Genomic DNA, 14317 nt, shown 5'->3' with positions numbered 1-14317 from the left:
AACCTTGTAGTGCCTATAGCAACATTGTGCTTTAGTCGTATAATTTAGGAGGCTTCAGTGGCCCAACGACGTGTAGAGGCGGTGGAGCGAGCGCTTACTCTATTGGAGGCCTTCAATGAGGATCACCGCGAGCTTTCTCTGACGGAACTTTCCCAGGCCACAGGCTTTTACAAGAGCACCATTCTGCGCCTCATGGCGTCCCTTGAAGTGTTTGGCTTCGTCGTCAGGGATGAGCGTGGGATCTATCGCATTGGTCCAGCTTGCGCACGCCTGTCCCCTCTGGCCGGGGAGGGTGTGCGACTGGAAGGCTTGGTCCGTCCGGTGCTGGAGGCCGTCCGCGATGCTAGTGGCGAAACCGCCTCGTTCTATATTCGCGATGGCGATGAGCGGGTGTGCCTGTATCGGGAGAATGGACGCCATGAGGTTCGTCATCACCTGGAGCAGGGGGCGCGTCTATCACTCGACCGGGGCGCTGCGGGAAGAATCCTGCGCGGCGCTAGCAAGGCGGGCGAGATCCAGGTTTCGATGGGCGAGCGAGAACCTTCAGTGGCAGCGGCGGCCATCGGCATTTTCCGTCCTGGGGGCGAGTTGCTTGGGGCCCTGGCGTTGTCAGGCCCTCGTGAGCGTTTCACCGAGTCCCTGGAACGTCACCGCCAGACATTGATAGAGAAGGCTGCAGAGCTCGAGGCACGACTGCCGCACGGGCCCGTCACCTTTTAGCCCGCGATATCCGAGAGAGCCTTGTGGGAATCTGATGCCCTGAGACGTGAGTGGGTTTTAGCGATCACTGCGGGAGGCGATTTTTACCTATCTAAATTAATGATGGGAGCAATCAGTTCTGACACCTTAGTTAGCGCCTGTTTGCGCTCTTCGTAATAGTCTTAGCGGTCATAGATACCTTCCACGCCCTTGAGCTTGTGATTTAGACAGCGCTCAGCAACATGTCCCGGTACACCTGCAGCAGCTAACAAGCTGCGGCAGGTACGCCGAAGGTCATGCACCGTAAGCTCTGAGAGATCACCCATTCTATTCTCAGGCTGATGCTTCTTAACCGGTTCCTTACCAAATAGCTTAGCAATGGCTCGATTCAGTGTGTCCTTGCCCATATGAGGCTGCTTGCTACTGCGGCGGCTGGGAAACACATACGGCGAACCACAAGCACGTACCTGCAGTTCCTCTAGCCACGCTATAGTTTTGGAGGTAAAGGAATCATAATCCCAACCCCCGACTTGCTGCGCTCGCCCGGTAAATCCCATTTAGCATCGCTTAAGTCGAACTCTGACCACTTGGCCTGAGTAAGCTCTGTTTTACGCACTCCTAAAACGATCAGAAGCGCACAAGCGATAGAGTTATCACGGGTGAAGCTAGTACGGTTCTCTCTGAACACTGTAAAGGCTTCACTGAGCTCATCAGGACTTAATGACCTATCACGGCTTTTCCCAACCCCACCCGCATCGTTAACGTTGAAAGCTGAGGCAGGGTTATAGGTAAGCAGCCCCAGCTTGATACCGTGATTAAAAAGTTGCTTTAAGTACACTAAGGCATCATTTGCAATGGTGGGCCGACCGCTGCTGGTCACTCTTCTGACGATGGCACGTACATCCATTGGCGTAACGCTATCCAGCGTTAGCGAACCGATGGTGGAAGCAATATCTCTTTTAAATACGCGTTTCGGGATATTGGGATGCTTGAGGCGCTTTTCTAAATCTTGGTACCAATCGTCGAATAGGTTCTGCACCGTGTTGATCGTTTTTTGCTCATCACGCCTGCGCTCTGCAAGGGGATCGATACCGCTACGGATAGCCTTCTGGGTCTCGACAACTTGTTCACGGGCTTCAGCCAGAGAACTGGGAGTACTTACCCAGCGGCATACCACGGCGTTTACCCGCGAAGGTATAGCGGCACATCCAGTAGGCAGCTCCTGCCTTAGGAATCATCAAGTACAAGCCGTTGCCATCACCATAGCGCCCTGGATTGGCTTCTCTGATCAATGACTGTACTTTCTTGGCAGTAAAGCTTCCCATTTTCCCCCTCCGCTAAAGCTTCAATATTTTTGCCACGTTCCAAAGTAATTTCAATTACTTGCGCCAAAAATGGGTAGTATTTTCAAGAAATACTGCCTCACTGGTGGTTAGAATGACATTTCACTACCCACTTTACGGTGGTTTAAGCTGGATTTTGGTAGACCAGCGTAGACAACCATTAAGAATAAATCATTCAAAAACATTAATTTATGGAATATTACAGACCGCCATAGACATTACTCAATATTTTGAATCTGCTCCCGCATCTGCTCAATCAACACCTTTAACTCCACTGCGCAGCGGGTCGTCTCTGCCACCACCGATTTTGATGAGAGCGTATTGGCTTCGCGGTTGAGTTCCTGCATCAGGAAATCCAAGCGGCGGCCTTTGGGGCCTTTCTGAGCGAGCTGGTGGCTCACTTCTTCGATATGCGCAGTTAGGCGGTCTAACTCTTCATCCACATCGGCTTTTTGCGCTACCAGCACCAGTTCGGCTTCCAGGCGCTGCGGGTCGAGTTCGGTTTTAGCGACTTCCAGGCGTTCCAGCAGTTGGGCGCGTTGGCGCTCCAGAATCTGCGGCAGCAGGCTGCGCACGGTAGCGACCTGCTCGCTTACTGCCGCCAAGCGGGTGGTGATCATCTCGGCAAGCTTTTCGCCTTCACGGGCGCGGGCGTCGATCAGTTCATCCAGCGCTTGGTCGAACAGGGTTTTGGCGGCGAGTTTGATGGCCTCTTGGTCAAGGTGCTGGGTTTCCATCACACCAGGCTGGTTGAGGAGCGCAAGTGTAGTGGGCGGCACGGCGCTGGGTACCTGCTGCTGTATGGCGGTTAGCGCATCAGCAATGGCGGCTAAGCGGGCGCTGTTAACGGCGGGGGCTTGAGCGGTTTCGGCGCTCTCAAACCGGACACTGCACTCGACTTTGCCACGGGCTAAACGGGTGCGCAGCGCTTCGCGCAGTACCGGCTCTAAATCACGCAGGCTTTCGGGCAGGCGGAAATGGGGCTCTAAGTAACGCTGATTCACCGAGCGAATTTCCACCTGCAGGGTGCCGAAAGGAGCTGCCTGCTCGGTGCGTGCGAAAGCGGTCATGCTGTGTACGCGGCTGGAAGTGGCCATGTTTCATCCTAATAGAGAACAACGGTGTATAAAGCATTGCCAACAGTCTACCCGATAGGCCAATCAGCGCACTCCCAGACGTGTACAATGGAGGGCTTTTACTAGTTACGCGTTTATTGAGAGGTACTATTTGTGAGCAGCGCTAAGCGTCCTGATGTTGTGCGTCCCAGCGGTCGCGAAGCCGACCAGCTCCGCGATATTCGCCTGACCCGCGATTACACCCGTCATGCGGAAGGCTCTGTGCTGGTGGAGTTTGGCGACACTAAAGTGCTGTGTAATGCCAGCGTAGAAGCCGGTGTACCGCGCTGGCTGCGCGGTAAGAATCAGGGTTGGGTTACCGCTGAGTACGGCATGCTGCCCCGCGCGACCCACACCCGTAGTGGCCGTGAAGCGACTCGCGGCAAGCAAGGCGGCCGCACCCTGGAAATTCAGCGTTTGATTGGCCGCAGCCTGCGCGCAGCCGTGAACTTGAAGAAGCTGGGTGAGTTCACCATTACCGTGGATTGCGATGTCATTCAGGCGGATGGCGGTACCCGTACCGCAGCAATTACCGGGGGCTGCGTGGCGCTGATCGATGCGATCCGTTACCTGCAGCGCGAGAAAAAGATCAAAGCCGACCCTTTCAAGCAGTTGGTGAGCGCCATTTCCGTGGGCATCTATAAAGGCGTGCCGGTGCTGGATCTGGACTACCCGGAAGACAGCAAAGCCGATACTGACCTGAACGTGGTGATGACCGAAAGCGGCGAGCTGATCGAAGTGCAGGGCACTGCCGAGGCGGGTGCATTCACCCGTGCAGAGCTAAACGCCATGCTCGATTTGGCCGAGAAGGCAGGCGATGCGCTTCGCGACCATCAGCGCGAAGCGCTGGGTATTCGTGGGTAGATAGAGCAATCAAGCACTATTGCTGACGGAAAAGATCGCCAGCAATAGTGTTATGCCATTACTTAACCGCAGTCACTACTAACTCTAAAAGGACGTTCTCTCCAAGGTCAGCAACACCTAACGTAGCTCGGGCTGGCAAATGGTCAGCATCAAACCATTGAGTCCACACATCGTTCATACCTTTCTTGAGATTCAAGTCAGAGACATAGGCAGTTGCGGTAACGATTCGCTTATTATCTGTACCTGCTTCGGCTAGATAGTTTTCCAGTTTATCAAGCACTTGACGTGTTTGGCCTGCCATATCAAGCGTAAGATCATCGGCAATAATTCCACCGAAGAAAACAAAGCCATTCGCTTCTACAGCGCGGTGCATAATAGGTGTTTGGATATGTCGTTTAATCATAATAATCTCCAGTTTGCCTTAATTGGCGTACGTTAACTCGTCCTATTCAGGACAAGGTGTTTGAAACCTTTGAATAGAAAAAGGAGTGATGGGGAGCTTGGGCTCTCGCTCCATGGCAAGGTCGGCGACTATTTCTCCAGTAATGGGGCCTAACTGATAGCCGTGAGCTGAGAACCCAAAAGCGTGAATAACATTGTCGTGTTGACTGCTGAGACCTATTACAGGAATGTGATCCTGCATCACTGCTTCGACGCCTGCCCAGGTTCGCATGATGCGTGCCTCTTTCATGAACGGAAACAGGCTGACGACGGTATCGGCATTCTCCGCCAACCCATCCAAGCGGGTTTCGGCCACATGGCGAACAGTATCCACAACACCGCGCACCCCTCCTCCAATCAAAACCGTACCGTTCTCAAACTGCTTAAAAGATAATGGCCGTGACGTGGCGCCCACTACTGTCCCTAAAAATGGCGATAGTCGCTCAGTGATCATTAACATGGGAGCCTCAGCAGTGATGGGAACCGGCTCTCCAAGCCATTTACAAAGCTCTCCTGCCCAAGCGCCAGCACAATTGACAAGCAAATCGGCATCAAAATGCTCTTCGCCTCCACTCAGACGCCAGCCATTTCCCTTAGGCTCTATACCCGTTATCTCAATACCTTCACGGAAGCAGGCGCCCTGGCGTTCAGCTTCGCGACGCCAGGCAGTAACAGTGCGATAAGGATTGGCAAAGCCATCGCCATCACACGTAAGCCCTCCTGGACAATGGCCAGCCAACGCTGGTAGCCGCTTGCGTAGCTCATCACGGTTGATAAGCTTTTCATGGTGGTACCCCAGGTTTTGCAATTGGTGCTCACGTTCGTTGAGGATGACCATATCATTATCGTTTTCAGCCACCTTGATTTGCCCAACAGGACGAAACCCACAATCGTCACCGACAATATTCGCCATGTTCTGCCAGCGCTCCCAAGCAGCTATCGCTAACGGTATCTCTGCCGGGTGCCTGCCGAGCCGACGTACACCACCGGCATTGACGCCCGAGGCATGGCGACCGGCATAGGCCTTATCAATGACAGTGACCTCATACCCTTGATTGCTTAATCGCAACGCAGCACTACAACCATGAAATCCCGCGCCCACAACCACTACACGACGAGACATCAGCCTTCCTCCGCTGCCTTTGCAAGCTGTCCGAGGGTGATCGGTTTGAAAGGTGGTCGCAGCCTGTAATAGCCGGTTTCTTCAACACTCTGCTGATTGGCGTCTGCCAACAGTTCGCTCACGGTAATACCGCACATACGGCCTTGACACGGCCCCATGCCACAGCGAGTGAATGACTTGGTTTGATTAGGCCCTCGGCAGCCCATTTCGGCCATACGCCGGATTTCTCCGCCGGTTACCTCTTCGCATCGGCAGGCTAGCGTATCGTCATCGGGTAAACGCCATTGTTTTGCAGGTCCATACAATACATCGAGAAAAGGCCTAATCGCGGTTTCACGCGCTAGTGCTTTACGAATTGGTTGGGCGCGTTGAGTACTGTTCTCCAAGGTTAATTTACCTAGCGCCAGGGCAGCCCCCAGCCCCGCTAATTGACCTTGCATGGCCGCGCCCTTGGCTCCTACGATACCGCCGCCATCACCCGCTACGGCAATACCTGGAATATCGGTGCCCAGCCACTCATCCAGACGTGGTCTCCAAGCTAATTGCTGCTCATCCCACGCATGATGGCAATCCACCGCCCGAGTGATTTGGGTATTGGGGATAACGCCTTGATGAAGCAGCAAGGTAGGCGTTTCAAGTGTCTGCCAATTATCATCGCCCTGTTGCTTCCATAAAACGCGCTCCAACTGACCACCACCTTCGGCGCGCAGAGCGCTTACGCCTTTAATGTGGCGAACACCTGCACGACGTAGTTCACGTAATAGTCCCACCCCCTTTAATAGGGTGCTGGCATTACGTAACGCACCGGGAACGTGCTTAAGAGCGGCGCGATAGCGATCCCGTGGCGTAGTATCAAGAATGGCCGCTATCTCGACACCTGCGCGAAGATACTGAGTGGCCAGCAGCAATAATAAGGGGCCACAGCCGGCTAGTACGACTGGTGCCTGAGGCACGGCCCCGGCACTCTTGAGCAATATTTGACCACTTCCTGCTGTCATGACCCCTGGCAATGTCCAACCAGGTATTGGCATAGGCCGCTCCATAGCTCCTGTGGCAAGGATAATATGTCGCGCACAAATCATTTCTGCCTTGTCATCATGCAATAGCCCAATTTCGCGCTGTCGGGTCAATTGCCACACGGTGGTTGCAGGACGATAGTCAATTTGAGGGTCTTTAAGCCCCTTGATTAGAGACTCGCCAGACCAGTAATCCTCGCCAAGAATCCGCCGATCACGCACAGGGGTACGTTCCAATGCACGATAAATTTGACCGCCCGCGGCAGGCTGCTCATCTATTACCACCGGCGTAATGCCATGTTCGAGGGCAGTAGTTGCTGCGGCCATACCTGCTGGGCCTGTACCGAGAATGACTAGGTCATGCGTAATCATGAAATTAATCTCCTGGCACCCTGCTGTGTATGGACATGCATCCCATCGCGAACCTCCACTTGGCAAGCCTGAACATTGGGATTGCCATCAACTTCCACCAAACATTCAAAGCACACACCCATCATGCAGTAAGGGGCACGAGGGGCATTACTGACCGGCGTACTCCGGCAGATACTAATACCCGAAGTGAGTAATGCCGCAGCGACAGTATCGCCAGGGCGAGCCGTCACGGTCTGCTCATCAAAGCGGAAAGTTACTACCGCTTCGTTAGTGGCTTCAGGCGGGGATAGACGTTTGAACATGGAATCTCTCCGCAGTAAAAGGGGTAATTTCAGAAGGTGCTTCAGCGCCCGCAAACCAGGGCGCCAAACACTTTGCATGAGCTGCGGCTAAGGTCACACCGCTATGGCAACAAGCGATAAAAGCCCCGGGATGACTTTCAGATGCTTGATAAAGCGGGTAGCCATCAGGTGTCATAACTCTTAAGGCCCCCCAACTGCGAACCACTCGAGTATTTGCAAGTGCCGGTAGCGCTCTTACGGCGCGCTTAGCAATTTGAGCAAGCACGGGGGTTTCAGTACCATCATTGAAACCGACGTCTTCATGAGAGTCGCCCATCAGAATTGAGCCCTCTCCGGTCTGACGTAGATAGGTCGTTGGTAAGTTAAGCAGTGGTCGCATTCGCTCAGTAACCAGGATTTCACCCCGATTAGGGTTTAACGGCGCATCTAGCCCTACCTGCGGAGCTAGTTCTCGGTTGCCAAGCCCTGCAGCTAAAATGACACGGCCCGCCGTAATGGTTTGATGATTGCTCTCAATCACATAACTCTCCCCATTACGCCGAATCCCCTTTACCTTGCCAACAGCAAGGAAGCGGCCTCCATGGCAACGAATGCCAGCATGTAGCGCTCGAAGCAGATAAAGAGGATTAGCGTGCCCATCCCAGCTTGACCATGAAGCGCCCGTTACGCTTTCGCCAATTTCAGGAATCAAGTCACGTAACTGGCTATGGTTCAGCATTTTGAACGAAAACTGGCGATCCGTTGCTTGAGACAGTGCATCAAGATCTACTTCGCGACTCGCCAATTCCGCTTCGCTATAGCAAAGATGAACTCCCCCCGGGTTGTGGTGCTGAGTTGCGACCCCAGTCAATTCAAAGAGCTCTTGAGACAGTGCCGACCACTTGGATGCAGAACACATACTCCATTGGGAATAACGCGGTATTTCTTGCCCTTTTCCTTGAACCCAAACCAATCCAAAATTACCTCGCGATGCACGATAGGCCACATCACCTTCATCTAGCACGCTAACTTGGTGACCTTGGCTGGCCAGTCCATAAGCAATTGCACTACCTACTAACCCCCCACCAATGACGGCGAAATCACACTGCTGCATAGTTGGCTCCTTAACCTTTACCGATAAGAACTTTGTCAATTCCATAGAGCCGGTCGAGCAGCACCATAAATAGCACCGTCAGAACGATTAACACCGTAGAAACAGAGGCAATTAATGGGTCCACGGTATGAGCAATATGGTTGTACATCTGAACAGGCAGCGTTGTTGTGCTGGGAGAGGCCACGAAAATGGTCATCGACAACTCATCAAAGCTGGTAGTAAACGCTAAGATCCAGCCACCGGCGACTCCTGGGAGAATCATCGGCATGGTGATGCGCCGAAACATCGTCCACTGGGAAGCGCCTAGTGATAAAGCAGCCTTTTCCGCACTACGATCCATGCCAAATACAGATGCCATCACCAAACGCATGGTATAGGGCATAACGATAATCACATGAGCTGCAATGAGCGCCCAAAAGCTACCGTAAATGCCTATTTGGGAGAAGAAACTAAGAAATGCTACCCCAAGTACAACATGAGGGATCATTAATGGAGATAAAAATAAACCCACTAATGCATCACGACCACGGAAACTATATCGGACAATAGCTAGTGCTGCCGGCACCGCCAACAGGGCCGAAATACTGGCAGCAGCAACGCCAAGATAAAGACTATTCCAGAAAGCACGGATAAAAGCATGGTGTTCAAATATTGCCGCGAACCAGCGAAGAGAGAATCCATTCGTCGGGTAAGAGATATAGCCATTCGGTGTAAAAGCTACCAGCATTACCACTACTAAGGGTGCAAGTAGAAAAACAACAAATAACGAGTGAAACGTAAGGGCGAGTTTACTGTTATGTAGCATTCGGGAGTCTCCTAGCCCAGGGTGCGACGAAAACGTCGCTCCATCATGCGGTTATAACTCATCACCACGACAACATTGGCCACCAGCAGCACAATGGCTATTGCAGCCCCCATAGGCCAATTCATAGTGTTGAGATACTCATCGTAAGCAGCAGTAGCCGCTACCTTTAGACGGCGCCCACCAATAATGGCCGGAGTGGCAAAAGCACTGGCTGACAAGGCAAATACAATCAAGCTGCCGGAGAGGATACCGGGCAATATTTGAGGAATGACTACGCGTCGAAAAACAGTCCCGTGACTAGCACCTAACGACAAACCAGCATGTTCTACCGCAGGATCAAGCTTCTGAAGAGCGGCCCAAACCGAGATCACCATCAATGGAACTAAAACATGTACCAGCGCAAGAATTACGCCGGTGTGGGTGTACATCAAGTTACCTGCACTAGACTCAGCAATACCAATACCTTCCAAAAATTTACCCAGTAAGCCATTACCCCCAATCAGCAATACCCAACCAAGTGTTCGCACTACTACTGAGATTAATAATGGTGCCAAAGTAACGACTAGAAATAACGAACGCCATGGATTACGCATTCTTGAGAGGATATAAGCTTCTGGTACGCCGATAAGAATACAGAGAATTACTACTGCTATACTAATACCATAGGTACGCAGAAATATTTCGTGGAAGTAACTATCTCGAAGAACTTCATAATAGTTTTCAAGGCCAAATGAAGAAACAATACCAATCGAATAATCAAAGCTATTAAAACTAAGTATCAGCGTCATTATTAGTGGCATGCCCAATAGGGCAAGAAAAAAAATAGCTCCTGGCGCACTCAGTAACCACGGCACCGGGTTAATTGAGCGAGTACGCGACACAGAAGGAGATAGGCTAGAGGTGAGCTCAGTCATGCGCTTGATCCCCCAGAATACGTACAGCTCCTTCCTGCCAGCTAATTCCTACATCATCGCCAACTGCGGCCCCCTGCACGCCTAAATTAGGTTGAGTAATTAATAGCTCGCCGACACTACTATCCACTTGGTATAACCAGTGATTCCCTAGAAATAGCCGTGTACGAACACGTCCGTTTAGTTGGCCAGCACCTTGTTGTGTTAGCTCTAATTTTTCTGGGCGGATTGATAGTTGAACCTGATCACCTTGCATATCGTTAGGCACAGAGATTTCAAGCTGATAATCACCTAGTTTGACCTGAGCTTGGCTACCGACTTGCTGATCTATGTGGCAAGCAAATAAATTGGTCTTTCCAACAAAAGATGAAACAAAGTTATTTTTAGGATTTTCATAGGCTGAAAATGGCTCATCAACTTGTACCACCTTGCCCTCATTCATAACCACAACACGATCACTAAGTGAAAGTGCTTCCGATTGATCATGTGTAACCATCAGGGTTGTAGTGCCAACCTGCTGCTGAATATTCCGCAGCTCAATCTGCATGTTTTCTCTTAATTGTGCATCAAGATTTGAAAGAGGCTCATCAAGTAACAACAATGGCGGACGAATTACGAGGGCACGAGCTAAGGCGACGCGTTGGCGTTGCCCGCCAGATAGTTCGCGAGGATATCGATCTTCCAGATGGTCAAGACGAACCAGCTCTAACGCTTCCCGTACTTGTTGGCGACTTTCACTGATCGGAACTTTGCGCATTTCCAGACCAAATCGAACATTTTCTGCGACGGTCATATGGGGGAAAAGGGCGTAGCTTTGAAACACAATTCCTATTCCCCGCTGATTGGGTTTACAGGACGTAATGTCATCGCCGTTCATCCAGATGCGCCCGCGGGTAGGTTCAACAAAACCAGCAATCATTTGCAATGTAGTTGTCTTACCACACCCTGATGGGCCAAGCAGGGAGACAAACTCACCTTGGGCAATATCAAGCGACATATCTTGCACAGCTACGTTATTGCCATAACGCTTAGTCAATGATTCTAAATGCAGAAAACTCATGGGTTAGGGCTCCCACACACCCTTACCTATCATATTGAAGGCAAGGGTGTGCTGTCTTAAGTGTTATCAATAAAGAAAGAGATTACGCGCTGGATTAGCGCTCAACCTGACGGTTCCATCGATTAGTCCACTCAAGACGATTGGGATTAATAACATCCCAATCCACAGTCACTAGCTGGTCAACCTTTTCCCCATAAGGAAGGATTTCCGCTAAATCATCGGATAATTCTGCATTGCGCTGCGCAGGCCCCCAGCCTTGCGTATCAGCCAACAGTTCTTGAGACTCAGGGGTCAGCAAATGTTCAACAAATGCTTCGGCTAACTCGCGTTCTTCGCTACCTTCTATTACACAAGCGGCAACCATCAAAGCAACGGCGCCTTCTTCAGGATATGCAAAGGCGCCAGGAAAACCGGTATTAGCAAGCGCCCGTAAACGTCCGCTACCCCAAACTGATAAGGCAATTTCCTCGTTTTGGAAAAGTTCTGACATTTTCCCTGCAGAAGGCTCAAAAGAGAGAATATTGGGCGCGGCCTCCTCTTGCATAAAGATGAAGCCAGGATCGATATTGCTTTCACTCCCACCGTTGAGTCGCGCCGCCATCACCAAGGCATGCACACCATACGTATTGCTAATGGAAGGAACGACTAGCTTGTCGGCAAATTTTTCATCGGCCAGATCATTCCACGATGAAGGTGGCTCCCATCCATTGCGCTCAAACATTTCGGCATTGTATGCAAAACCCGAAGCGACTAAACCAACCCCAACAGCCTTGTCATCAGGGAAGCGAGCGATGTCGTAGACATCGTCCAACATAGCGGTATTTTGCATCGGTGAGCAGAAGCCCAGATTAATAGCTTGGTACATCGGGCCATCATCCATCAGCACTACATCAAGCTCTTGGTTTCCACGCTGGGCTTGCAGCTTAGCTAAGGTATCGGTTGAGTTTCCTGCTACATAGATGATTTCAGCCTCATGCTCTTCAAGGAAAGCTGGAATGATTTCATCACGCATAGCTTGTTCGGTAGAACCACCATAGGAGCCTACGTATAGCGGTTCAGCAAGAGCGCTATTCATGCCAAGAAATACCAGTCCTGCCATTGCGGTCGTTTGCTTATTCAGTCTTTTCATATTTGCAGTGTCCTGTCATTGATGTTGGTGTTTTGCTTGTTGTTATCAATGGCCGCCACCGCTTCTGGTATTGCTAGAAAACGGTCAGAAGGCGTGGGCAGTGCGACCTTCAATGAAGCTAGCACTGCTTCAGGCATCAGGACTAATGCCTTTTGTTAGGCACCTTATTCGCTAATGTTATGGGTTAGCCAAAAAAGGGATTATCAAGCTGATTAGCCAGATAAACTTTTACTTCATCCAGAAATTCCAAAACTAGACGTGATGGAGGTCGAAATGCAGGAAGAACGGCACTGTAATGAAAAGGTATTTTGGGTGAAAAAGGACGTATAACTAGACCACGCGAGGCATAGCTACCTGCTGTAATAGGATCTATTAATGAAACGCCTGCACCCGACAAAACGAGCTCACAAGCAACACTTGATAATTGAGTTTCGATGCGCATACGCCGCGCAACACCGGCTTGCTGGAAAACATGGTCAATAAGAGGTCTGACATCCTGTGTCTGACCCAGTGAAACAAACGGCTCGCCTTCTAAATCTTCTGCAATAATAGCTGCCTGCTGGGCCAATCTATGCTCAGGCAACATTACTAAGCACAACTCACCGCTAGCAATAGGAAGTACGGTGACAGAGGGATCCTCCAAATGCATGCCTATTAAACCTGCATCACACTGCTGAGTCGCCACCCACTCTAATACTCGTTGCGAGCTATGTGCTTGTAATGAGACCGTTATTCCCGGATGACGTGATGTGAAGGAGTGAATAATAGGAGGTAATGCACTAAGCGCGAGAGCTGGCATGCAACTTAAGAAAAGTCTACCCGTCCGAAATTCTCTAATTTCTTTAGCAGTATCGGTAATTTTATCAAGCCCTACAAATGCTCTATCAACATCCTCATATAGCGCTAAGGCTTCAGGTGTTGGAATTAAGCGCCCCTTGCTCCGCTGAAATAATGAAAACCCTACGTAATACTCCAAGTCATTTATCAAACGGCTTACTGCAGGTTGTGAAACATGCAGAGTCTGTGCCGCCCTAGTAACGGTTTTATGTATCATCACCGCACGAAAGGCTTCTATCTGCCTAAGATTAATCATGCGTTATCAGTCCAATTTGAAAATACGGAGGCTTGTTTAAAATGCTCTCTAAACAGAATAATAAAATCCTTTGCAAGCTTAGATATTGGCTGGTCTCGTGTTGTTAACAGCGCAAAATTTTCACTCAGTGCGGGCTTGAAGGGACGTAAAATTAGCTCTTCTCCTTCGAAAACTTTTGCGCTGATTGGATCAACAATCGCAATTCCAACGCCTTGTCGAACCAATCGAACAGCTTGAAGAGCGAGAGAAACCTCCAAGTAATTTTTGGGTTTGATGCCGCGAGTTTCCATAAGTTTTTCAAGATCAAGTCGCAAAGGATCCTGAGGTTCAAAACTGATTAGCGTCTGGTTATCTAAATCATCTACTTCTATTGTTTCATGGCCTGCCAAAGGGTGGTGACGAGGTAAAGCGCATAGGCTACCAAGGCTGAATACCTCGCTATCCACTCGATCATCGGCTTCAGCAACAATAGCAAAGCCCATATCACACCGCTGTGTAATCACATCCTCAACAACTTGCTCCGAACGAAAAGTAGCCAGTTCAAGTCGAGCATCAAGGTGATAAGGGGCAAAAGCCGCCAACACATCAGGTAAAAAAGTAATCCCCAACAAAGGCATAGCACTAATACGCAATCCACCCACTTCTCTTCCGCTAATACGCCGTGCGGTCTCGCGGAGATGTTCCATTCCATTCCACATTCGCTGCACCTCACGATGAAATAGGCGTGCTTCAGGTGTCGGCACCAAGCGCCCTCGTACACGTTCAAATAACGTAAAACCGACATCATGCTCCAGTTGCTTTAACAAACGCGTAACACCTGGTTGGGCGATCAACATACGTCGTGCTGCACCGGATACAGTGCCAATTTCCATGACATGCTTAAATGCAAGGACTTGACGGTCACGCAGATGAAGAGAGGGAGTAGTCATAACTTTTACACATAAGGTGGAT

18 protein-coding genes are annotated in these 14317 nt (G+C 50.6%); 2 read left to right on the top strand and 16 right to left on the bottom strand.

The window, feature by feature from the left end; genetic code table 11:
* Positions 1–57 precede the first annotated feature (57 nt).
* On the top strand, positions 58–720 hold the full coding sequence (locus KO116_RS00350; protein WP_035556247.1) for an IclR family transcriptional regulator: 663 nt from the start codon (positions 58–60) through the stop codon (positions 718–720).
* Between the two features lie 161 nt (positions 721–881).
* Here KO116_RS00350 and KO116_RS25585 read toward each other — a convergent pair whose 3' ends face one another.
* The 4 genes from KO116_RS25585 to KO116_RS00340 form a co-directional block, all read right to left on the bottom strand.
* Positions 882–1106, bottom strand: a complete 225-nt coding sequence (locus KO116_RS25585) for a hypothetical protein (protein ID WP_235272460.1) — start codon at positions 1104–1106, stop codon at positions 882–884.
* A gap of 80 nt (positions 1107–1186) precedes the next feature.
* Positions 1187–1876, bottom strand: a complete 690-nt coding sequence (locus tag KO116_RS25580; RefSeq protein WP_235272458.1) for a tyrosine-type recombinase/integrase — start codon at positions 1874–1876, stop codon at positions 1187–1189.
* Positions 1836–2024, bottom strand: a complete 189-nt coding sequence (locus KO116_RS25575) for an Arm DNA-binding domain-containing protein (RefSeq protein WP_235272456.1) — start codon at positions 2022–2024, stop codon at positions 1836–1838. Before KO116_RS25575 ends, KO116_RS25580 begins: the two co-directional genes overlap by 41 nt.
* A gap of 236 nt (positions 2025–2260) precedes the next feature.
* Complete coding sequence (locus KO116_RS00340) at positions 2261–3139, bottom strand: YicC/YloC family endoribonuclease (RefSeq protein ID WP_035556248.1); 879 nt, start codon at positions 3137–3139, stop codon at positions 2261–2263.
* Positions 3140–3298: 159 nt separating this feature from the next.
* On the opposite strand from KO116_RS00340, the gene rph reads away from it, so the two are divergent.
* Positions 3299–4021: a ribonuclease PH gene (rph, locus tag KO116_RS00335; RefSeq protein WP_179916306.1), complete on the top strand. Its 723-nt coding sequence runs from the start codon at positions 3299–3301 to the stop codon at positions 4019–4021.
* Positions 4022–4079: 58 nt separating this feature from the next.
* On the opposite strand, the gene KO116_RS00330 is transcribed toward rph, so the two are convergent.
* The 12 genes from KO116_RS00330 to KO116_RS00280 form a co-directional block, all read right to left on the bottom strand.
* Complete coding sequence (locus tag KO116_RS00330; RefSeq protein ID WP_035556252.1) at positions 4080–4424, bottom strand: RidA family protein; 345 nt, start codon at positions 4422–4424, stop codon at positions 4080–4082.
* A 42-nt stretch (positions 4425–4466) separates the two neighbouring features.
* On the bottom strand, positions 4467–5585 hold the full coding sequence (locus KO116_RS00325; RefSeq protein ID WP_035556254.1) for an NAD(P)/FAD-dependent oxidoreductase: 1119 nt from the start codon (positions 5583–5585) through the stop codon (positions 4467–4469).
* Positions 5585–6973 (bottom strand): NAD(P)/FAD-dependent oxidoreductase, encoded by a 1389-nt coding sequence (locus KO116_RS00320; RefSeq protein ID WP_035556256.1) that lies wholly within the window; start codon positions 6971–6973, stop codon positions 5585–5587. Before KO116_RS00320 ends, KO116_RS00325 begins: the two co-directional genes overlap by 1 nt.
* Positions 6970–7275 (bottom strand): (2Fe-2S)-binding protein, encoded by a 306-nt coding sequence (locus KO116_RS00315; protein ID WP_035556259.1) that lies wholly within the window; start codon positions 7273–7275, stop codon positions 6970–6972. Before KO116_RS00315 ends, KO116_RS00320 begins: the two co-directional genes overlap by 4 nt.
* Positions 7250–8368 carry an NAD(P)/FAD-dependent oxidoreductase gene (locus KO116_RS00310; protein ID WP_035556261.1) on the bottom strand — a complete coding sequence of 373 codons (1119 nt, stop codon included), beginning with the start codon at positions 8366–8368 and terminating at the stop codon, positions 7250–7252. The genes KO116_RS00315 and KO116_RS00310 overlap by 26 nt, the downstream gene beginning before the upstream one ends.
* Before the next feature lie 10 nt (positions 8369–8378).
* Entirely contained in the window at positions 8379–9173 is a 795-nt protein-coding gene (locus tag KO116_RS00305) for an ABC transporter permease (RefSeq protein ID WP_035556263.1), read from the bottom strand.
* An 11-nt stretch (positions 9174–9184) separates the two neighbouring features.
* A complete protein-coding gene (locus tag KO116_RS00300; protein WP_082072521.1) occupies positions 9185–10087 on the bottom strand; it encodes an ABC transporter permease in 903 nt (300 codons plus the stop codon).
* Positions 10080–11144 carry an ABC transporter ATP-binding protein gene (locus tag KO116_RS00295; protein WP_035556265.1) on the bottom strand — a complete coding sequence of 355 codons (1065 nt, stop codon included), beginning with the start codon at positions 11142–11144 and terminating at the stop codon, positions 10080–10082. The genes KO116_RS00300 and KO116_RS00295 overlap by 8 nt, the downstream gene beginning before the upstream one ends.
* A gap of 94 nt (positions 11145–11238) precedes the next feature.
* On the bottom strand, positions 11239–12273 hold the full coding sequence (locus tag KO116_RS00290; protein ID WP_045812021.1) for an ABC transporter substrate-binding protein: 1035 nt from the start codon (positions 12271–12273) through the stop codon (positions 11239–11241).
* A complete protein-coding gene (locus KO116_RS25275) occupies positions 12270–12410 on the bottom strand; it encodes a hypothetical protein (RefSeq protein ID WP_155705954.1) in 141 nt (46 codons plus the stop codon). Before KO116_RS25275 ends, KO116_RS00290 begins: the two co-directional genes overlap by 4 nt.
* Positions 12411–12457: 47 nt before the next feature.
* Positions 12458–13366, bottom strand: coding sequence for a LysR substrate-binding domain-containing protein (locus KO116_RS24410; protein ID WP_035556267.1), 909 nt, complete (start codon positions 13364–13366; stop codon positions 12458–12460).
* Positions 13363–14295, bottom strand: a complete 933-nt coding sequence (locus tag KO116_RS00280) for a LysR family transcriptional regulator (RefSeq protein WP_082072520.1) — start codon at positions 14293–14295, stop codon at positions 13363–13365. The genes KO116_RS24410 and KO116_RS00280 overlap by 4 nt, the downstream gene beginning before the upstream one ends.
* Positions 14296–14317 lie beyond the last annotated feature (22 nt).

The sequence above is a fragment of the Halomonas sp. KO116 genome (assembly GCF_000734975.2).
GTDB classification, from domain to species: domain Bacteria; phylum Pseudomonadota; class Gammaproteobacteria; order Pseudomonadales; family Halomonadaceae; genus Vreelandella; species Vreelandella glaciei.
This window is presented reverse-complemented; position numbering and strand designations above follow the sequence as displayed.